This window comes from Thermus sp. FJN-A (genome assembly GCF_054655095.1).
Map to the genome: position 1 here is coordinate 56,608 of NZ_BAAHSC010000190.1, position 18,791 is coordinate 75,398.

The following is an 18,791-nucleotide window of genomic DNA, read 5'->3' on the forward strand; positions in this document are numbered from 1 at the left end:
TTTCACGGGAAACAGAGGGGGCGGACGTGGGCTTGAGCGCGCGGGGGGCGGAACTCCTCCTCCAGGGGGGCAGGGCCTTGGGGCTGGACCTCGAGGCCCATCTTCCCGCCTTCTCCCGCCTCTATGACCTCCTCATGGAGGCCAACCGCCGGCACAACCTCACCGCCTTGCGCACGGAAGCGGAGGTGGTGGTCAAGCACTTCCTGGACTCCCTGACCCTCCTCACCCTGCCCCTTTGGGAAGGCCCCTTGCGGGTCCTGGACCTGGGCACGGGGGCAGGGTTCCCGGGGCTGCCCCTGAAGCTGGTCCGCCCCGAGCTGGAGGTCACCTTGCTGGACGCCACCCAGAGAAAGGTGGCCTTCGTGGCCGAGGCGGTGCGCGCCCTGGGGCTGAAGGGCGCCCATCCCCTGTGGGGCCGGGCGGAGGAGTTGGCCCGCCGCCCGGAGCACCGGGAGGGGTACGGCCGGGTGGTGGCCCGGGCGGTGGCCCCCCTGTGCGTGTTGGTGGAGCTGGGGCTCCCCTTCGCGGCGGTGGGGGGGGTGATGGTGGCGCAAAAGGGGCCCAGGGTGGAGGAGGAGCTGGCCCGCCTGCCGAAGGCCTTGCCCCTCCTGGGAGGACGCCACCAGGCCACGCACACCCTCACCCTTCCCTTCGCCGAGGAGGTGCGGGCCCTGGTGGTCCTGGCCAAGGAAGAGCCGACCCCCACGCGGTTCCCCCGGCGTCCCGGGGTTCCCCAGAAACATCCTTTATGCTAGGTGCCAAGGTGCGGCGCATTGCCTTGGTCAACCAAAAGGGGGGAGTGGGCAAGACCACCACCGCCATCAACCTGGCCGCCTATCTGGCCCGCATGGGAAAGAAGGTGCTCCTGGTGGACCTGGACCCGCAGATGAACGCTACCAGCGGCCTGGGCCTGCGCCCGGACCGGGGGGTGTACCAGCTCCTCCAGGGGGAGCCCTTGGCGGGGCTGGTGCAGGCGGTGGACGGCTTTCATCTCCTGCCCTCCACCCCCGAGCTGGTGGGGGCCACGGTAGAGCTGGCGGAGATGCCCCTGGCCCTGGCCCAGGTTCTGCGGGACGAGGCCTATGACCTCACCCTGCTGGACGTGCCCCCAAGCCTCTCCCCTCTCACCCTGAACGCCTTGGCGGCGGCCCAGGGGGTGGTGGTTCCGGTGCAGGCGGAGTACTACGCCCTGGAGGGGGTGGCGGGCCTTCTCGGCACCCTGGACGAGGTGCGCACCCGCCTCAACCCGGGCCTTCGGCTTCTCGGCATCCTCATCACCATGTATGATGGCCGGACCCTGCTCTCCCAACAGGTGGAGGCCCAGCTCCGCGCCCACTTCGGCGAGAAGGTCTTCTGGACGGTGGTGCCCCGAAACGTACGCCTGGCGGAGGCCCCGAGCTTCGGCAAGACCATCGCCCAGCACGCCCCCACCTCCCCCGGGGCCCACGCCTACCGCCGCCTAGCCGAGGAGGTGATCGCCCGTGTCCAAGAAGCCTAGCGGCCTGGGAAGGGGCCTCGAGGCCCTCCTGCCCAAGACGGGAGGGTCTGTGGTCCGCCTCCCCCTCTCCGCCATCCGGCCCAGCCCCGCCCAGCCCCGCAAGCGGTTTGCCCAGGAGAGCCTGGAGGAGCTGGCGGCCTCCATTCGGGAAAAGGGCCTCCTCCAGCCCCTCTTGGTCCGGCCCAAGGGGGAGGCCTATGAGCTGGTGGCGGGGGAGCGGCGCTTCCGGGCTGCCGAGCTGGCGGGCCTCAAGGAGGTGCCCGCCTTGGTCCGGGACCTCACGGACCAGGAGGCCTTGGAGCTGGCCTTGGTGGAGAACCTGCAACGGGAGGACCTCTCCCCGGTGGAGGAGGCCCGGGGCTACCAGGCCCTGATGCGCATGGGCCTCACCCAGGAGGAGGTGGCCCGGCGGGTGGGCAAGGCCCGGTCCACCGTGGCCAACGCTCTCCGGCTCCTCCAGCTTCCCGAGGAGGTGCTGGAGGCCTTGGAGGAGGGCCGCATCACCGCCGGCCACGCCCGGGCCCTCCTGATGCTGGAGCCCGAGGATCGGCTCTGGGGCCTAGGGGAGATCCTGGCCAAGGGGCTCTCCGTGCGCCAGGCCGAGGCCCTGCGGGAGCGCCTGGTGCGGGAGCGGGAGCGGAAGGGTAAGGAGGTTTCCCCCTTGTCCCTGGAGCTTTCCCGCCACCTGGGCCTCCCGGTGCAGGTGGTGGGGGGGAAACGCGGGAAGGTGGTGATCCGCTACCGCTCCCTGGAGGAGCTGGAGGCCCTTCTCCTTCGGCTTGGCTACCAGGCGTAGCCGAAGAGGACCCGGACCGCGCCCCTTTGGTCGGTGCGGTAGACCTTCACCCCCCGGGCGGCGAGGCGTTCCAGCACCTCCGGGTGGGGGTGGCCGAAGGGGTTCCGCCCCACCCCCACCAGGGCGATCTCGGGGCGCGCCCGCTCCAGGAGGGCGGGGGAGGTGCCCGTCCTGGACCCGTGGTGGCTCACCTTGAGGACCTTCACCTCGGGAACCGGGAGGCGCCCCTCCACCTCTTGGGGAACGTCGGCGAGGAGCAGGGCTTTGGCACCCCCGAAGTCCAGGAGCAGGACCAGGCCGTCCCGGTTGTCGTCCCCGCTTTGGTGGGGGGGCCAGAGGACCTCCACTTCCCCCCGCCCCACCCGGAGCCGCGTCCCTGGTCCGGGGTAGCGCACGGGCACCCCCCGGGAGGCCAGGGCCTGCACCAGGGGGTGCCCGGGGGGGAAGGCGGGGGAGAGGAGGGCCAGGCCCACCGGGATCTCCCCCACCACGCGGAGAAGCCCCCCGTGGTGGTCGGCGTCGGGGTGGGTGGCCACCAGCACCTCCAGGGCCTCCACCCCCAGGGCCCGGAGGGCCCGCACCAGCCGTTCCCCCTGCTCCGGCCGCCCCCCGTCCACCAGCACCTCGGCCCCGCCCATCCGGGCCAGGAGGGCGTCCCCCTGCCCCACGTCCAGGGCCCAGAGGTCCAAGGGCTTGGGCCAGCTGGCGAGGAGGCTTACCAGGAGGGGAAGGCTGGCGAGGACCAGGGCCCGCCTCCAGGTGAGGAGGCGGTGGAGGGCGAGAAGGGGAGGGAGGAGGCCCAGGTAGTAGAGGGCGAAGCCCAAAGGGGAAATCTCCCCCCAGAAGAGCCCCGGCCCCCGGGAGGCCAAGGAGGCCAGGCCCAGGAGGGCTTGGGCCAGGGCTTCCGTGGGGAGCGCGAGGAGCCCCCCCAGGAGGAGCTTGAGGAAGCCGAGGGGCACCAGGAGGGCGGCCAGGGGCAGGGCCAGGAGGTTGGCGAGGGGGGAGAGGAGGGGGGCGAAGCCGAAGCGGTGGAGGAGGAGGGGAAGGAGGAAAGCCTGGACCGCCAGGCTCACCTCCACGCCCCCCAGGAGGTACCCCCGGGCCCCCCGGGGCAGGCGCACCGCGGGGAGTACCAGGGCGATGCCCAGTACAGCGAGGTAAGAGAGCTGGAAGCCCAGGCTTAGGATGGCCTCGGGCCTCAGGAGGAGCTGGAGGAAGAGGGCCACCCCCAGGGCCTGGAGGAGGCCCGCCGCGCCCAGGCCCAGGAAGAGCCCGAGAAGGGAGAGGGCCGCCATGAGGCTTGCCCGCACCAGGGACGGGGCGGGGCCCGCCAGGAAGAGGTAGAGGGGCAGAAGGAGGAGGGCCAGGAGGTAGCGCCACCGCCCCAAAGGGAGGAGGACCATCAGGCCTGCGCTCACCAGGAAGCCCACGTGGAGGCCGGAAACCGCCAGAAGGTGGGCGAGGCCCGCCCGCTGGAAGAGCCCGTAGGCCTCCTCGAGGCCCCCCTTGTCCCCCAGGACCAGGCCCTCCAGGACCTCCCGGGCGAGGGGGGAGAGGCCCTGGGCCAGGCGCTCCCGGAAGGGGGCCCGGGGGTTGGGGAGGGAGCCCACCGCCTCCGCCCGTTCCACGTGAAACACCCCCTTGACCCCCAGGGAGAGGAGCCAGGCCCCTTCGTCAAACCCCCCGGGGTTGCGCCTGGGTTCGGGCGGGGCCAGGTACCCCTCTAGCCGGTAAACCCCGTCCTCTAAGGGGGGAAAGTGCCGCGGGCGGAGCCTTTGGCCCTCCCACGTGGTAAACCCCCCCTGTACGGCGAAGCTTCCCTCCAGGCGGAGGCCGTAGGGGGGTTCGGGCAGGGGAAGGAGGAGGCCCCGCAGGAGGACCAAGAGGAGCCCCAGGGCGAAGGGCAGGCGGTACCCCAGGAGGAGAAGGGGGGCGAGGAGGAGGGCCAAGGGGTAGAGGAGGCCCAAGGCCCCCAGGAGGCCGCCCAGGCCCAGCCCCACCCCGGCGAAGCGAAGGCCTCCTCCCCAGCCGAGGAACCCGTCTGGGGAGGGGTCACGGGCGGACATAGGGGCGGAGCCTTTCCAGGGTGGCCGGGCCGATCCCCTTCACCCGGAGGAGGTCTTCCACCTGCTGGTAGGGCCTGCCTTCCGCGATCCTTCGGGCCAGGACGGGGCCTATTCCGGGCAGGGCCTCCAGCTCCTCGAGGGTGGCCCCGTTGAGGCTGACCGGTTCGGGGGGCGGGGGCGTGAAGGAGGCCTCCTTGAAGGTGAGGACCTGCACGGGCCCGGCTTGCGGCGCCACCTTGGGCCAGAGGGCCAGGAGGCCGAGGAGGGCTACCGCGAGGAGGTAGCCAAAGACCACTCCGTCAAGGCCAGCCCCAGCCCTCCCAGGGCCACCCCGGCCAGGACCCAGGGTTCGGCCCCGGGGTTCAGCACCAAAAACCCCAGGGTGTAGCCCAGGGTGAGCCCGGAAAGGACCTTCAGGGGGAGGGACAAAGGGTTTCGCCTCCCCTCCTGGGGAAGCGCCTTCGGCAGGGCCTCCGGCTCCGGGGCCAGCTCCACGGAGGACCGTCCGGAGGGGGCTTCCTCCTCCCACACCGGAGGCTTGGCGGGTTCGGAGGGCGCCGGGGGCGCCTCGGGGGCAGGCCCCGGGCTCGGCGGCACGGTGGCCTTGCGGGCCCGGGCCACGTGGGGCTTCAAGCCCTCCAGAAAGGCCTTGAGCTCTTCCAAGGGGAAGGCCTTGAGGGGGATGGTGAGGGACACCCCCTCCCCCTGCACGGCCAGGGTGCCCGCCTCGCCCCGCCCCACCCTGCGGATGCGGGCAAGCTCCAGGCGCTGGACCCCCCCCTCGTCCACGAAGACCAGGTGCGACTCGGTGACGGCGAGGAAGCCCCCAGGACCCTCCAGCTGGGCCAAAGCCCGCTCTCCCAGCCGGGAAAACGCCGCTTCATACTTGCCCATGGCCCCATTGTATACTTCGCCCGTGCCCCTGCGCTTAGGACACCGCGGTGCGCCCCACAGGGCGCGGGAGAACACCCTGGAGTCCTTCAGAAAGGCCCTGGAGGCCGGTCTGGACGGGTTTGAGCTGGACGTGCACCTCACGAGGGACGGGGTCCTGGTGGTCCACCACGACTTCGCCCTGGAGGGGGTGCCCTTGCAGCGCCTGGACCTCCGGGACCTTCCCGCCCATGTCCCCACCTTGGAGGAGGTCCTGAAGGCCTTTCCCGAGGCCTGGATCAACGTGGAGCTGAAGAGCCTCCCCCCGGAGACCGACGGGCGGGAGGAGGCCTTGGCCCGCCTCCTCGCCCGCTACCCCTCCCGGCGGGTGTGGGTGAGCTCCTTTGACCCCTTGGCCCTGGTCCGGCTGGGGCGGCTCGGCGTGGGGCCCCTGGGCCTCCTCTACGAGCAGCCGGAGGCGGAAGCCCTGGCCCCCTGTCTGGGGGTGGCGTGGGTGCACCCCGAGGCCTCCTTGCTCACGGAGGAAAGGACCCGCACCCTGAAGGAGCGCTACCGGGTGCTGGCCTGGACGGTGAACGAAAGGGCCCGGGCAGAGGAGCTCCTCGCCTGGGGGGTGGACGCCCTGGTCACGGACTTCCCCGAGGTCCTCGTATAATGGGGGGGCTATGGCGAACCTGAAGAGCCTCCCCGTGGGCGAGAACGCCCCCGAACGGGTCCACATGGTCATCGAGGTTCCCAGGGGTTCCGGAAACAAGTACGAGTACGACCCGGAGCTGGGCGTGATCAAGCTGGACCGGGTGCTGCCGGGAGCCCAGTTTTACCCCGGGGACTACGGGTTCATCCCCTCCACCCTGGCCGAGGACGGGGACCCCCTGGACGGCATCGTCCTCTCCACCTACCCCCTCATGCCCGGGGTGGTGGTGGAGGTCCGGGTAGTAGGCCTCCTCCTCATGGAGGACGAGAAGGGGGGGGATGCCAAGATCATCGGGGTGGTGCACGAGGACCAGCGCCTGGACCACATCCAGGACATCGCCCACGTGCCCGAGGGGGTGAAGCAGGAGATCCAGCACTTCTTTGAGACCTACAAGGCCCTCGAGGCCAAGAAGGGGAAGTGGGTCAAGGTCACGGGGTGGCGGGACCGGCAGGCGGCCTTGGAGGAGGTGCGGGCCTGCATCGCCCGCTACCGGGCTTAGGGCCTGGGGCTTGGCGGCCTGGCCCCAGGGCCAGGCCCTTCCCATCGGCTTAGAATGGGGTTGGAGGAAGCCTATGGTCTGCCCGGTGTGCGGGGAAACCCTGGAGCTTGCGGGGTACAAGGCGGGGGACCTGCTGGACTGCGAGGCCTGCGGGGCCGTGCTCCGCCTCCTTTCCGATGGCACCCTGGAGCTGGTGGAGGCTCCGGAGGAGGGGGAAGAGGAGCCCCTTTGGGGGCTTTCCGCCTACGGGGAGGGGGAGGAGGCGGTTCTCATCTTCTCCGATGGCACCCTGGAAGAGGAGGTGCGGGTGCTGAAAAGCGAGCTCCTGGAAGCCCTGCGCCGCCTGGAGGAAGGGGTAGGGGAGGAGCCCCCCAAGGAGGCCGAGGACGAGCCCAACCTGGAGCCCGACTACGTGACGGTCCACCTGGAGACCGACCAGGGTCCCATGGCCTTGAGGCGCATCTTCTTCCCGGGAGCGCGGGACCTTCTGGAGTTCACCCTGCCCTCCGGTTCGGTGTACGAGTTCGCCTTCCGGGAGGTGCAGGAACTCCTCCGCCCCGTCCTCCTCTAGTGCCACCCCATGCAGGCCCAAGCCAGCCTGGAGGCCCCGGCGGGAGCTTAGCCGGGGGAAGGAAGGGTATAACGTGCGCTTGGTCTTGGTCCCCACCCCCATCGGCAACCTGGAGGACATCACCCTAAGGGCCCTCCGGGTGCTGAGGGAGGCGGAGGTGGTGGCCTGCGAGGACACGCGGCGCACGGGCGTGCTCCTCCGCCACTACGGCATCCCCACCCCTACCCTGCGCCTGGACCAGCACACGGTGGGCCAGGCCAAGGAGCTCCTCGCCCCCTACGCCTACGTGGCCTACGCCACGGACGCGGGCACCCCGGGCATCTCCGATCCTGGGGCGGAGCTGGTCCGCCTGGCCTTAGAATGGGGCTGGCGGGTGGAAGCGCTTCCTGGGCCCACCGCCCTCATCCCCGCCTTGGTGGCCTCGGGCCTGCCCACCCACCGCTTTACCTTTGAGGGCTTCCTGCCCAAGGCGGGGAAGGAGCGAAGGGAGCGCCTCCTCGCCTTGGGCCGCGAAGGGAGGACCGCGGTGATCTACGAGAGCCCCCACCGCCTTCGGAAGACCCTCCAGGACCTCGTGGAGGTTTACGGGCCCTCCCACCCCGTGGCCGTGGCCCGGGAGCTCAGCAAGGTGCACGAGGAGGTCTTCCGGGGCACCCTGGAGGGGGCCTTGGCCCACTTCCTGGAGCCCAAAGGGGAGTTCGTCTTGGTCCTCGGGCCCAAGGAGGCGAGCCCCCCGGAGGGAAGCGCCCTGGCAAAGCGGCTTCGGGAAGGGGGCTTAAGGGGCAAGGCCCTTTTCCGGGCGCTCCTGGAAGCGGGGGTCCCCCGCAACGAGGCCTATCGGCTGGCCCACGAGGAGGAGAGATGAAGCGCATAGGGGTTTTCACCAGCGGAGGCGATGCCCCGGGCATGAACGCGGCCATCCGGGCCGTGGTGCGCCAGGCCTACGCCTTGGGCCTCGAGGTCATCGGCATCCGCCGCGGCTACGCCGGTATGGTCCTGGGGGAGATGATGCCCCTGGGGGTGCGGGACGTGGCCAACATCCTGCAACGGGGCGGGACCATCCTCCTCACCGCCAGGAGCCAGGAGTTCCTGACGGAGGGAGGCCGGTCCAAGGCGGCGGCCAAGCTGGAGGCCGCGGGGATCGAGGGCCTGGTGGCCATCGGGGGGGATGGCACCTTCCGCGGGGCCATGCGCCTGGCCGAGGAGCACCGGGTGCCCGTGGTGGGCGTGCCCGGCACTATAGACAACGACCTCTACGGCACCGACTACACCATCGGCTTTGACACCGCGGTGAACACCGCCCTCGAGGCCATAGACCGCATCCGGGACACCGCCGCCAGCCACGAGCGGGTCTTCTTCATAGAGGTCATGGGCCGGGACTCCGGTTTTATCGCCCTGGACGTGGGCCTGGCCGGGGGGGCTGAGGTGATCGCCGTCCCCGAGGAGCCCGTAGACCCCAGGGCCATCGCGGAAGGCCTCCTGGAGTCCCAGCGCCGGGGAAAGTCCAGCTCCATCGTGGTGGTGGCGGAAGGGGCTTACCCCGGGGGGGCGGCGGGGCTTCTCGCCGCCATCCGGGAGCACGTGGAGGTGGAGGCCCGGGTCACGGTCCTGGGGCACATCCAGCGGGGCGGGAGCCCCACGGCCAAGGACCGCATCCTGGCGAGCCGTTTGGGGGCGGCGGCGGTGGAGGCCCTGGCCGGAGGCACCAGCGGGGTCATGGTGGGGGAGGTGGAGGGGGAGGTGGTGCTCACCCCCCTTAAGGAGGCGGTGGAGCGGAAGAAGGACATCAACCGCGCCCTCTTAGCCCTATCGCGGGTTTTGGCCCTCTAGGGCCAGGGTTTTTCTCAGCCAAGGGGCCTGCCAGGCCAGGCGGAAGACCTCCCGGGCGAAGGGGCTCTGGCTCACCCCCTGGTAGACGGGGGTGGGGAGGTTCACCGAGGGGTAGCGGAGGCCTCCCGTGGCGGCCACCCGTTCAAAGGGGTATCCGGCCCAGAGGCTCAAGGCCAGGAGGAGCCCGAGGAGGAGGCCCCCAAAGGCGCCGAGGAGGGCTTCCAGGGCGTGGGAGAGGTGGGGAAGGGGAAGGCTTTTGGCCAGCACGCCCGCCGCCAGGCCAAGGCCCAAGGCCCATAGGGGCCCGACGAGCCCCAGCTGGGCCAGGAGCACGTAGGCCAGGACCCCACCCCCGGCGAAGGCCCACGGCAGGCCCCCGCGGTAGCCCAGGGCCAGGCCCAGGGCCAGGCTCAGCAGGGCCAGGAGGTCCACCCAGGTGAGCATGGGCTCAGTTTACGCCAAGGGGTGGCGTCAGGCCCGGATGTCCCAACCCCGCTCCCGCAAGGCCTTAACCACCGCCGCCACCGCCTGGTCCACCTCCTCGTCCTTCAGGGTGCGCTCGGGGTGGCGGAAGCGCAGGTGGAAGGCCAGGCTCTTCTGCCCCTCCCGGAGGGGCGGGCCCTGGTAGAGGTCAAAGAGGGCCAGGCCCTCCAGGTAGGGCCCCGCCGCCTGGAGGAGGACACGCTCCACCTCCCGGTAGGCCACCTCCTCGGGCACCACCACCGCCAGGTCCCGCAGGGCCAGGGGGTAGCGGGAAGGGTCCTGGAAGCGGAGGGGCCTTTCCGGAAGGGGGAGTTCCAGCTCAAAAAGCCACACCGGGGGAAGCTCCAAGGCTTCTTGTACCTCGGGGTGGAGCTGGCCCAAAAAGCCCTTCGCCTCCCCCTCCACCCACACCCGCCCCGAGACCCCAGGGTGCAGGAAGGGGAAGGGGTGGGCCTCCACCTCGAGGGTCAGGCCAAGCCGCGCCATGAGGGCCTCCAAGAGCCCCTTGAGGAGGGGGTAGCCGGAAAGCTTCTCCCCCTGGGGCAACCCCACCCCTTCCCCGTAGAGGAGGCCCCCCAGGTGGGTTTTCTCCTCCACCAGGGGCCTTTCCCCCGCGGTTTGGAAGACGCGGCCCACCTCAAAGAGGAGGGCCCGCTCCGGGCGGTCCAGGGAGAGGTTCTCCTTGAGGACCTTCAGGAGGCCGGGGAAGAGGTGGGTGCGAAGGGCGGCCTTCTCCGGGCTCAAGGGGTTTTGCAAGCGCAGGGGAGGCGGGGGTAGGCGGAAGAGGGGGGCTTCCCTGGGGTCGGCGAAGCTGTAGGTGTAGACCTCCTGGAAGCCGAGGCCGGCCAGGACCTCCCGCAGGCGGCGCTCCCGCTGGTAAGGCCGCTCCACCCCCCGGTTGTCCGGGGCGGGGAAGAAGGCGGGGAGGGCGAGGGGGATGGTCTCGTAGCCCTGGATGCGGGCCACCTCCTCCACCAGGTCCTCCTCCAACCTCAGGTCCAGGCGGCGGCTCGGGGGGGTGATGCGGTAGGGGCCCTCCCCTTCCACCCGGCAGCCCAGGCGCCTGAGGATGGCGAGCTGCTCCCTCTCCGGGTAGTCCGTACCCAGAAGGCGGTTGGCGTGGTCGGGGCGAAAAGGGATGGGCTCAGGGGCCCTGGGGGTTCCCGCCTCCAGGATGGCCTCCGCCACCCGGGCCCCGGAGAGTTCCTGGAGGAGGCCGAGGGCCCGCCTGGCCGCAGGCACCTGGCCCGAGGGGTCAACCCCCCGCTCAAAGCGGTAGCTGGCCTCGGTGCGCAGGGCGTGCCTCCGGGCCGTCTTGCGGATGGTCACGGGATCAAACTGGGCCACCTCCAGGGCGATGGCCTCCGTGTCCTCCCGCACCTCGCTCTCCGCCCCACCCATAACCCCGGCGAGGCCCAGGGGGAAGCTCTCCTCTCCCCGGTAACCGGCGATGACCAGGTCCTCGGGGGAAAGGGAACGCTCCACCCCGTCCAGGGTGCGAAGCCTTTCCCCGGGGCGGGCCCGGCGCACCAGGATGCCCTCCCCGAGGAAGCGCAGGTCAAAGGCGTGCATGGGCTGGGCCCTTTCCAGCATCACGTAGTTGGTGATGTCCACAACGTTGCTGATGGGGCGCATCCCCGCCGCGAAGAGGGCCCGCTGCATCCAGATGGGGCTTGGGCCCACCTTGAGCCCGAAGGCGTAGGCGAGGGTGAAATGGGGGGCCCCTTCGGGATCTTCCACCCGAAGGCCGAAGGGAAGGGACACCGCCTCCGCCCGGTAGTCCGCCTTCGGCTCCACCAGGGCATAGCCCAGGGCGTGGAGGTCCCAGGCGAGCCCGAGGAGGCCCAGGGCATCGGGGCGGTTGGGGGTGACCTCCAGGTCCAGCACCACCTCCTCCGGCCAGGCCTCGGCCAGGGGGGTGCCGGGGGGGAGGGCGTCCATGGGGAACTCCAGAAGCCCCCCCCCGTACTCCCCCACCCCGAGCTCCTTCGGGGAGAGGGCCATCCCGAAGGACACCACCCCCTGGATGGTCCGCTCCCCCACTTTTAGCCCGTTCACCTCGGTCCCCGGCAGGGCCAGGGCCACCCCGATCCCCTGGCGGGCGTTTTCCGCCCCCGAGACCACCTCCACCACCGTTCCCGCCTCCAGGGTGAGGCGCTTTAGGGCGGTGCCGGGGATGGGGTGGGCCTCGAGGACCCGGGCGAAGACCACCCCTTTCGGGATGGAAAAGACCCGCTCCATCCGGTCCGTCTCAAACCCAAGCCCGGCCAGGCGCTCCTCCAGCACCTCCGGGCTCTCCAGCTCGGGCACGTAGGCCTTTAGCCAGGAGAAGGGCACCCTCATAGAACCCCCTTGAACTGCGCCAGAAACTTGAGCCTGCCCCCGAAGAAGTACCGGATGTCCGGGATGCCGAAGCGGAGCATGGCGAGCCTTTCCACCCCGAGCCCGAAGGCGAAGCCCGTGACCCCCTGGTAGGCGGGGGGCAGGCCCAGGCGCTGGCGGTAGGCGTCCACCACCTGGAAGACCTTGGGGTGGACCATGCCCGCCCCTCCCAGCTCCAGCCATTTCCCCCCCTCGGGCCACCAGATGGCGAACTGGGCCCCCGGTTCCACGAAGGGGAAGTAAACGGGCTGGAAGCGCACCCGGGAGTGGGGGCCGTAAAGGGCCTGGGCGAGCTCGTAAATGGCCCCCTTCAGGTGGGCCATGGTGATGCCCTCCCCCACCACCAGGCCCTCCAGCTGGTGGAAGACGGCCTCGTGGGTGGCGTCCGTCTGCTCAAAGCGGAAGACCCGTCCCGGCACCACGATGCGGAAGGGGGGGGTGTGGGCCACCATGTAGCGCACCTGCATGGGGGAGGTGTGGGTGCGGAGGAGGAGCCTTCCCCCCACCTCCTCGCCCAAAGGGCCCCTCAGGAGGAAGCCCTCCTCCTCCAGCCAGAAGGTGTCCCACATGTCCCGGGCGGGGTGGTGCTCGGGGATGTTGAGGGCGTCAAAGTTGAAGAACTCGCCCTCCACCTCCGGGCCTTCCACCGCCTGGTAGCCGAGGGCGCGGAAGACCTCGATGAGCTCCCGTTCCATGAGGGTGATGGGGTGTAGCCCCCCGGCAAAGAGGCGCACCCCGGGAAGGGAGACGTCCTGGCGCTCGCTTTCCAGGGCCTTTCGCAGGGCCTCGGCCGCAAGCTCCCGCTCCCTTTCCTCCAGGGCCTTTTCCAGGGCTTCCTTGAGGGTGTTCAAGGCCTGGCCCCGCGCCTTCCGCTCCTCCAGGGGGAGGCCGGCCAGGGCCTTCATCTCCTGGGTGAGGAGGCCCTTCTTGCCCAGGTAGCGCGCCTTGAGGGCGCGGAGGGCCTCGAGGTCCGGGGCCTTCTGGATTTCCGCCAAGGCTTCTGCAAGCTCCTGCATCCTCTATGAGGATATCCCGGATGCCCCCCGGGGCAAAGGGGGCTAAAGGACTTCTGCCAGCCGCCGGAAGATGGCCGGGGCCTCCGGAGGCTTCCCCCCGTCTTGCCAGGCGTAGCGGAGGTCCCTCAAGGGGCCTTTCCCCACCCCCATGCCCCGGGGGAAGAGGGGCCGGAGGTCCAAAGACCCTGCCTCCTCCCCGCCGAAGGCCTCCCGGAAGCGGGCCACCTCCCCCTCGGGGCCGAAGTGGAAGGCGTAAAGCCCCCGGGCCTCCCCCTCCTCCAGGGCGAAGAGGAACCGGGGGGTAGGGGTGAGGCGGGGGAAAGCCCCCTCCCAGGGGCGGCGCAGGAGGACGGAGGCCCGCCCTGGCCGCAGGCGGAAGACCGCCTCCAGGGCCTCCCCCAGAAGCCCAAAGCTCCCCACGAAGGGGCGCACCAGGTCGTAGCCCTGCACGTTCTTCACCACCACGCCCCCCGCCCGGACCACCCGGCCCTTGGGGGTGCGGAAGGTGAGGCCCAGGACCTCGGCGGGGAAGAAAAAGGTCTGGCCAAACCCTCCCCGGGCCAAGAGCCCCCCCACGCCCCCCGGGAGTTCCACCGGGGGAAAGGGGGGGTAGAGGCCGGTGCCCTCCAGGGCCTGGTACACCGCGAGGAGGCCGGTTTCCGCCGGGGCCACCAGGTACTGGTCGGCGGCGTGGAGGTCCATGGGAACATGCTACCCCCAGGCCCTCACCGGACCGGGGCCAGGAGGAGGGCGAGGAGGGCCAGGCCCATCCCCACCCCCACCGCCAGGGGGAAGCTGTGGAGGAAGAGGGGGTAGGAAAGCCCCGCCAGGGTTCCCCCCAGGTAGAAGCTGGCCACATAGGCCCCGCTCACCCCGGCCCCCCGGCGCCCCGCGGCCCCGGAGGCCAGGCTTTGCCCGGTGAAGAGGGCGGCCATGAGGAGGACGAAGCCCAGGACTAAGGTGGCGGGGTTGAGGAGGAGGCCCATCCCCAGGAGCACCCCCAAGAAGGCCAGGCGGAAGGTGGCCACCGCCCCGAGCCTCCTCGCCAGCACCCCGGATAGGGCGCTTCCCGGGATGCCGAAGAGGTAGGCCAGGTAGACGAGCCCCACCATAGAGGGGCGGAAGCCCATCTCCAGGAGGCGGTAGGGCAGGAGGTTGGCCAGGAAAAGGTTGAGGAAGAGGAGGATGCCCCCCACCAGGTAAAGGGGCCAGGCCCTCAGGTCGTACCGGGGGGGGCCCAGGGGGGGCAGGGGGCCGGGGGCCCGGAGGACCAGGAGCCCCAGAACCAAAGCGGGAAGGGAGAGGAGGCCCAGGGCCCCCCGTACCCCCACCGCCTCGGCCAGAAGCCCCGCCAGCACCCGGCCCAGCCCCCCACCCAGGACGTTTCCCGCCATGTAGACCCCGGCCATCTCCAGGGCCCTTTGGGGGAAGAGGACGGGCACCAGGGCGATGGCCAGGGCGGGCACCAGGGCCGCCCCCACTCCCTGGAGGAGGCGGAAGAGGGTCCAGAGGAAGAGGCTTGGGCTCAAGGCGCCCAGGACCCCCCCCAGGCCCACCAGGAGGAGCCCTCCGCCCAGGAGGGCCCCAGGGGCCAGGGGAAGCCTGGGCACCAGGGGGGAAAGGAGGACGAGGAGGAGAAGGGGCAGGCCCATGCCCGGCCCCGCCGCCCCGGGGGGTGCGCCAAAGCCCTCTTCCAGGAGGGGGAGGAGGGGGACCACCGCGTAGAGGGCGCTGTAGAGGGCCACCCCGGAGAGGAGCACGGCCAGGCGCATCCCCCTTATCCTAGGGCTACGATGCCCGTGCTCCAGGTGGCCTTGCCCCTACCCCTCTCCCCCATGAGCTACCTCCCCCCCCTGGGCCAGGAGGGCCTCGAGGCCTTGGGCCGGAGGGTGGCCGTCCCCTGGCGCGGGGAGGTGCGGGTGGGCGTGGTGGTGGGGGAGGGGGGAAGGCCCGGCCACGCCCTGCGCCACGCCATCGGCTACCTGGACCGGGAGCCCTACCTGCGCCCGGAGGAGATCCGCTTCCTGGAGGAGGCGGCCCGTTACCTCTTCGCCCCCTTGGGCCAGGTGATGGCGGACCTCCTTCCCCCCTTTCCCGCCCTGGGCCACCGGGTGCGGCTTTATCCCGGCGTGGACCCCAAGGTCCTCCCCCGGGGCCTCGAGGGCCTCACCGCCTGGCGGGAGGCCAAGGGCTTTGACCCCAGGCTCCTGGACTTCTTGCGGGAGGCGGGGGTGCTGGAGGAGGAGGTGGCCTTCAAGGAGCCCAGGCAGGTCCTGGTGCCCCTAAAAGAGGCCCACCCCGATCCCACCCTGGACCGGGTCCTGCAGGTCCTAAAGGACCTGGGCCAGGCGGAAAGCCTCGCCGCCCTGGCCCGGGCCGCCGGGGTGGGGGTGGGCCGGGTCAAGCGGCTTGTGGCCGAGGGCTACATCGGCCACGCCCCCCCTCCCCCCCTTCCCCCTCGGGGGGGGGAACCCTTAGACCCCCTCCCTCTCCCCGAGCGCCCCGAGCGCCTGAACGGGGGGAGGCTTTACGAAAGGATGCGCCTTCTGGCGGGCTTGGTGGCGGAGGGGGATCACCTGGTCCTCTTCCCCGAGGTGAGCCTCCTGGAGCGCTTCCTTCCCCACTTTCCGCGGGCGAGGCCCTACCACGGAGGGCTTTCCCCTAGGGAGAGGGAGGCCCTCTTCCGCGCCCCCTCGGGCCTCGTCTTCGCCACCTACGGCGGGCTCCTCCTGCCCTTCACCCCTGGGTCCATCGTGGTGGTGGAGGAGGGGAGCGAGAGCTACAAGCTCCCCTCGGGAAGCCGGGCCTTCGTGCCCCCCCTGGCGGAGCTCAGGGCCAGGCTTTTGGGGGTGCCCCTCAGCTACCTCTCCCTGGTGCCAGCGGTGGAGGTGCTGGAGCGGCCCGGCCTCACCTTCCCCGTGCCCAAGCCCCGCCTCTTCCTCATAGACCTCAAGCGGGAGAAGGGGTACCCCCTTACCGGGCGGGCCCTGGCCCTCCTCAAGCAGGTGGAGGCCAAGGGCCGCCAGGCCCTGGTGCTTGTCCCCCGCAAGGGGTACAGCGCCCTCCTCCTCTGCGCCGACTGCGGCTACAAGCCCACCTGCCCCAACTGCGCCCTCCCCCTGCGCTACCACCGGGAGGGTGGGGGGGCCCTCCTCTGCCACCAGTGCGGCCACCGGGAGGCTCCCCCCGCCCTTTGCCCCGAGTGCGGCTCGCCCCTCCTGGAGCCCAGGGGCCCGGGGCTGGAGTGGCTGGAGGAGGCCCTTAAAAAGGGCACCTCCCTCCCCGTCTACCGCTACGCCAAGGAGGCCAAGGCGGACCTCGCCCCCCTGCTTGCGGGCGAGCCGGGGGTGGTGGTGGGGACCACCGCCTTTCTCCGGGCCCCGGTCCTGCCGGAGCTCGCCCTGGTGCTCCTTCCCTATGCGGACGGCTTCCTTTATGAAGCGGACTTCCGCTCCGCCGAGCGGTACCACCGCCTGCTCTGGGCCCTCACGGAGCTAAGGCCCGGGCGGAGGCCCCTTCTGGCCCTCCAGACCTATACCCCGGACCATCCCGCCCACCAGGCCCTCCTGGAGGGGAGCGTGGAGGCCTTCCCCTGGGTGGAGAAGGCCCTGAGGGAGGCCCTCGCCTACCCCCCCAGGGTGCGCATGGTCAAGCTGGAGGTGGCCCACCGCAGGGAGGAGCGGGCCCTGGAGGAGGCCTTTGCCCTGCGGGAAGCCCTCAAGGGGGTGGCAAGGGAGGAGGAGGTGCTGGGGCCCGCCCCTGCTCCCGTCCCCCGGGTGAAGGGGCAGTACGTCTTCCACCTCCTCCTCCGGGGGAGTACGGAGCGCCTAGCTGAGCTCCTTTCCCACCTGGAGCGGCGGCGGTTCAAGCTGGACCCGGACCCCCACCGCTTCGTGGGGCTTTTGGAGGACTGACGTGGAAGCCCGGGCCTGGATTGAGGTGGACCTCTCGGCCCTGAGGACCAACTGGCAGGCCCTGCGCGCCCGGGCCAGGGGGGAGGTGATCCCCGTGCTGAAGGCGGATGCCTACGGGCACGGGGCCTTGCCCCTCGCCCGCTTCCTCCTGGCGGAGGGGGCCAGGCGGGTGGCGGTGGCCACGGTGGGGGAGGGGAGGGCCTTGCGGCGGGGCGGGGTGGAGGGGGAGGTCCTGCTTCTGGGAAGCCTCCACCCCCTCGAGGCGGAGGAGGCCTTGCGCTGGAACCTGGTGCCGAGCCTCTCCACCTTGGAGGCCGCCCAGGCCCTGGCGGCCAGGGCCCAGGCCTTAGGCCTTGCCCCCCGGGCCCACCTTAAGGTGGACACCGGCATGAACCGGGTGGGCTTCCCCTGGGAGGAGGCCGGGGAGGCCCTTAAGGCGGTGGAGGCCTTGGGGGTGCGGGTGGAAGGGGTCTACACCCACCTGGCCACCGCCGGGGAGGACCCCGGCTTTGTGGAGGCGCAGAGGCGGCGCTTTCTTCAGGTGAGGAAGGCCCTGGGGGAGGCTTACTTCTACCACCTGGAGAACTCCTACGGCCTCCTCCTCCACGGGGGGGAAAACGTCCGGGTGGGGCTTGCCCTTTACGGCCTCGTCCCGGGGTTTGACCTCAGGCCCATCCTGCGGCTTCTGGCCCGGCCCACCCTGGTGAAGCGCTTGAGGCCCGGGGACCGGGTGGGCTACGGGGGGGAGTACGTGGCCCAGGGAGGGGAGTGGCTCGCCACCCTGCCCGTGGGCTATGCGGATGGGCTCCCCCGGGGGGCGGTGCGCTTCGTGCGGGGGCCGGACGGGGGCCTTTGCCCTGTGGCGGGCCGGGTTTCCATGGACCAGACCACGGTCCTCCTGCCCGGGCCCCTGGGCCTGGAGGCGGTCCTCGAGGTGCTCTCCCCGGGCTTTGGCCCCACGGGGCTCCTCGCCTGGGCGGAGGCCAAGGGCACCATCCCCTACGAGGTGGCGGTGCACCTCTCCCGGAGGCTCCCCCGGCTTTACCTCCTGGAAGGGCAGGTGTGGGAGCGGGTAGGCTAAGGGTGTGGAGGCCATCCGGCTTTTCCAGGGCTTCCTCTGGCACCCCAAGGAGGCCGCCCTGGACCTGAGGGCCCTTCTCCCGGAGGAGGTGCTCGGGGCCCGGCTCCTCCTGGACGAGGTGCCGCCCCCCACCCCCTTCTTCCAGGACGGCACCCCCACGGCCACCCAGCGCTTCTACCAGCTCACCCTCCTGGTGCTCACGGAGGAGCCCCCTGAGGCCCTCAAGCCCCTGGCGGAGGAGGTGGCGAGGGGGTTGGCCCCCCGCCTCGAGGCCCTGCCCCCTGGGGTGGGCTGGCTCCTCTTGGAGGACCTCCGCCCCCTCTGAGGCCACCCCGCGCTGACAGGGGCTGGCGTGGCGGGGCGAGGGGTACTTAGCGCTTCCGGAGCAGGAAGGCCAGGAGGAGGGAAACCCCGCCTAGGGCGAAGGCCAGGAGGCTTTCCCGCCGCAGGAAGAGCCCCTTTTTCCGCAAGGGGTGCAAGACCCCCTCCTGGTAGGCCCGCACCTGCGCCCTGGGGTCCTCCGCCAGGAGGTCCACCACGGGCGGGCTCCCTGCCGGGGCGCCCAAGGTCCAGGGGCCCCCCTCGAGGCTCGTGGGGCGCAGGTACCAGGGGGCGAAGGGGTCAAAGAGGCCCACGGCCCCGTAGTAGCCGTAGCCCCCCGGGGGGAGGCCGGTGTCCAAGAGCACCCACTCCCCCTCCCGCCAGACCCGCACGGGGGCCTTCTCCCCCGCCGGGGTCCTGGCCTCCGCCCCAAAACCCGTGAGGAGGTAGGCCTTCTCCCAGCCCTCCCCGGGCGGGGTACGGAGGCCAGGGAGGAGCTCCTCCTCGCCCCCTTCCCCGGTGTCCAGCCACAGGACCACCGTGGCCAGGCTGAAGCCCAGGGGCCCCCCGAGGGGGTTCGGGTAGCGGGCCAGGCGCACCTTGAGCACCAGGCGGCCCTCCCGCTCCTCCCCGGCCAGGGCCAGGAGGTCCGCGTAGCCCTCCCCCGCCTCCCGGAAGAGGGCGGCCTGGGGGTAGAGGTAGGCCAGGCCCTTGTCGTCGCCCAGGGGGTCTTGGAAGAGGAAGAGCAC

The 18,791-nt window shown here is 71.4% G+C and carries 20 protein-coding genes; 11 read left to right on the plus strand and 9 right to left on the minus strand.

The features are described 5' to 3' along the window. Positions 1-26: 26 nt before the first annotated feature. The 3 genes from rsmG to ACYQ0J_RS07855 are packed head-to-tail and all read left to right on the plus strand — an operon-like array spanning position 27 to position 2,294. The gene (rsmG, locus tag ACYQ0J_RS07845) at positions 27-755 is read left to right on the plus strand and encodes a 16S rRNA (guanine(527)-N(7))-methyltransferase RsmG (RefSeq protein WP_460171605.1); all 729 of its coding nucleotides are present in this window, start codon (positions 27-29) and stop codon (positions 753-755) included. After that, positions 749-1,498, plus strand: a complete 750-nt coding sequence (gene soj / locus ACYQ0J_RS07850) for a chromosome-partitioning ATPase Soj (RefSeq protein WP_460171606.1) — start codon at positions 749-751, stop codon at positions 1,496-1,498. Before rsmG ends, soj begins: the two co-directional genes overlap by 7 nt. Further along, the gene (locus ACYQ0J_RS07855; RefSeq protein WP_460171607.1) at positions 1,482-2,294 is read left to right on the plus strand and encodes a ParB/RepB/Spo0J family partition protein; all 813 of its coding nucleotides are present in this window, start codon (positions 1,482-1,484) and stop codon (positions 2,292-2,294) included. Before soj ends, ACYQ0J_RS07855 begins: the two co-directional genes overlap by 17 nt. Here the strand turns inward: ACYQ0J_RS07855 and ACYQ0J_RS07860 are convergent. Genes ACYQ0J_RS07860 through ACYQ0J_RS07870 form a run of 3 tightly spaced genes read right to left on the minus strand, consistent with a single transcriptional unit; the run spans position 2,282 to position 5,254 of the window. Continuing rightward, positions 2,282-4,360, minus strand: coding sequence for a DNA internalization-related competence protein ComEC/Rec2 (locus tag ACYQ0J_RS07860; protein ID WP_460171608.1), 2,079 nt, complete (start codon positions 4,358-4,360; stop codon positions 2,282-2,284). The genes ACYQ0J_RS07855 and ACYQ0J_RS07860 overlap by 13 nt on opposite strands. After that, entirely contained in the window at positions 4,347-4,655 is a 309-nt protein-coding gene (locus tag ACYQ0J_RS07865; RefSeq protein WP_460171609.1) for a ComEA family DNA-binding protein, read from the minus strand. Before ACYQ0J_RS07865 ends, ACYQ0J_RS07860 begins: the two co-directional genes overlap by 14 nt. Continuing rightward, a complete protein-coding gene (locus ACYQ0J_RS07870; protein WP_460171610.1) occupies positions 4,628-5,254 on the minus strand; it encodes a YcxB family protein in 627 nt (208 codons plus the stop codon). Before ACYQ0J_RS07870 ends, ACYQ0J_RS07865 begins: the two co-directional genes overlap by 28 nt. Before the next feature lie 22 nt (positions 5,255-5,276). Between ACYQ0J_RS07870 and ACYQ0J_RS07875 the strand changes: the two genes are divergently transcribed. From ACYQ0J_RS07875 to pfkA, 5 genes are all read left to right on the plus strand, one after another. Further along, positions 5,277-5,906 carry a glycerophosphodiester phosphodiesterase gene (locus ACYQ0J_RS07875; protein WP_460171611.1) on the plus strand — a complete coding sequence of 210 codons (630 nt, stop codon included), beginning with the start codon at positions 5,277-5,279 and terminating at the stop codon, positions 5,904-5,906. Positions 5,907-5,916: 10 nt separating this feature from the next. Further along, complete coding sequence (locus ACYQ0J_RS07880; RefSeq protein ID WP_460171612.1) at positions 5,917-6,444, plus strand: inorganic diphosphatase; 528 nt, start codon at positions 5,917-5,919, stop codon at positions 6,442-6,444. Between the two features lie 73 nt (positions 6,445-6,517). Next, a complete protein-coding gene (locus ACYQ0J_RS07885) occupies positions 6,518-7,015 on the plus strand; it encodes a TFIIB-type zinc ribbon-containing protein (RefSeq protein ID WP_460171613.1) in 498 nt (165 codons plus the stop codon). 73 nt (positions 7,016-7,088) lie between these two features. Then, positions 7,089-7,880 carry a 16S rRNA (cytidine(1402)-2'-O)-methyltransferase gene (gene rsmI, locus ACYQ0J_RS07890; RefSeq protein WP_460171614.1) on the plus strand — a complete coding sequence of 264 codons (792 nt, stop codon included), beginning with the start codon at positions 7,089-7,091 and terminating at the stop codon, positions 7,878-7,880. Then, positions 7,877-8,845: a 6-phosphofructokinase gene (gene pfkA / locus ACYQ0J_RS07895; protein ID WP_460171615.1), complete on the plus strand. Its 969-nt coding sequence runs from the start codon at positions 7,877-7,879 to the stop codon at positions 8,843-8,845. The genes rsmI and pfkA overlap by 4 nt, the downstream gene beginning before the upstream one ends. On the opposite strand, the gene ACYQ0J_RS07900 is transcribed toward pfkA, so the two are convergent. The 5 genes from ACYQ0J_RS07900 to ACYQ0J_RS07920 are packed head-to-tail and all read right to left on the minus strand — an operon-like array spanning position 8,822 to position 14,498. Further along, complete coding sequence (locus ACYQ0J_RS07900) at positions 8,822-9,289, minus strand: hypothetical protein (protein ID WP_460171616.1); 468 nt, start codon at positions 9,287-9,289, stop codon at positions 8,822-8,824. The genes pfkA and ACYQ0J_RS07900 overlap by 24 nt on opposite strands. 27 nt (positions 9,290-9,316) lie before the next feature. After that, a complete protein-coding gene (pheT, locus tag ACYQ0J_RS07905) occupies positions 9,317-11,671 on the minus strand; it encodes a phenylalanine--tRNA ligase subunit beta (protein ID WP_460171617.1) in 2,355 nt (784 codons plus the stop codon). Continuing rightward, the gene (pheS, locus tag ACYQ0J_RS07910; RefSeq protein ID WP_460171618.1) at positions 11,668-12,726 is read right to left on the minus strand and encodes a phenylalanine--tRNA ligase subunit alpha; all 1,059 of its coding nucleotides are present in this window, start codon (positions 12,724-12,726) and stop codon (positions 11,668-11,670) included. The genes pheT and pheS overlap by 4 nt, the downstream gene beginning before the upstream one ends. Before the next feature lie 42 nt (positions 12,727-12,768). Beyond that, positions 12,769-13,428 (minus strand): DUF5639 domain-containing protein, encoded by a 660-nt coding sequence (locus tag ACYQ0J_RS07915; protein WP_460171619.1) that lies wholly within the window; start codon positions 13,426-13,428, stop codon positions 12,769-12,771. Positions 13,429-13,451: 23 nt separating this feature from the next. After that, positions 13,452-14,498 (minus strand): MFS transporter, encoded by a 1,047-nt coding sequence (locus tag ACYQ0J_RS07920; RefSeq protein ID WP_460171620.1) that lies wholly within the window; start codon positions 14,496-14,498, stop codon positions 13,452-13,454. Positions 14,499-14,519: 21 nt separating this feature from the next. Here ACYQ0J_RS07920 and ACYQ0J_RS07925 point away from each other — a divergent pair, with 21 nt between their 5' ends. Genes ACYQ0J_RS07925 through ACYQ0J_RS07935 form a run of 3 tightly spaced genes read left to right on the plus strand, consistent with a single transcriptional unit; the run spans position 14,520 to position 18,046 of the window. Next, positions 14,520-16,640: a primosomal protein N' family DNA-binding protein gene (locus ACYQ0J_RS07925; RefSeq protein WP_460171621.1), complete on the plus strand. Its 2,121-nt coding sequence runs from the start codon at positions 14,520-14,522 to the stop codon at positions 16,638-16,640. A 1-nt stretch (position 16,641) separates the two neighbouring features. Further along, positions 16,642-17,721: an alanine racemase gene (gene alr / locus ACYQ0J_RS07930; protein WP_460171622.1), complete on the plus strand. Its 1,080-nt coding sequence runs from the start codon at positions 16,642-16,644 to the stop codon at positions 17,719-17,721. A gap of 4 nt (positions 17,722-17,725) precedes the next feature. Next, positions 17,726-18,046, plus strand: a complete 321-nt coding sequence (locus ACYQ0J_RS07935) for a DUF3208 family protein (RefSeq protein ID WP_460171623.1) — start codon at positions 17,726-17,728, stop codon at positions 18,044-18,046. Positions 18,047-18,092: 46 nt separating this feature from the next. On the opposite strand, the gene ACYQ0J_RS07940 is transcribed toward ACYQ0J_RS07935, so the two are convergent. Then, complete coding sequence (locus ACYQ0J_RS07940; protein WP_460171624.1) at positions 18,093-18,791, minus strand: glucodextranase DOMON-like domain-containing protein; 699 nt, start codon at positions 18,789-18,791, stop codon at positions 18,093-18,095.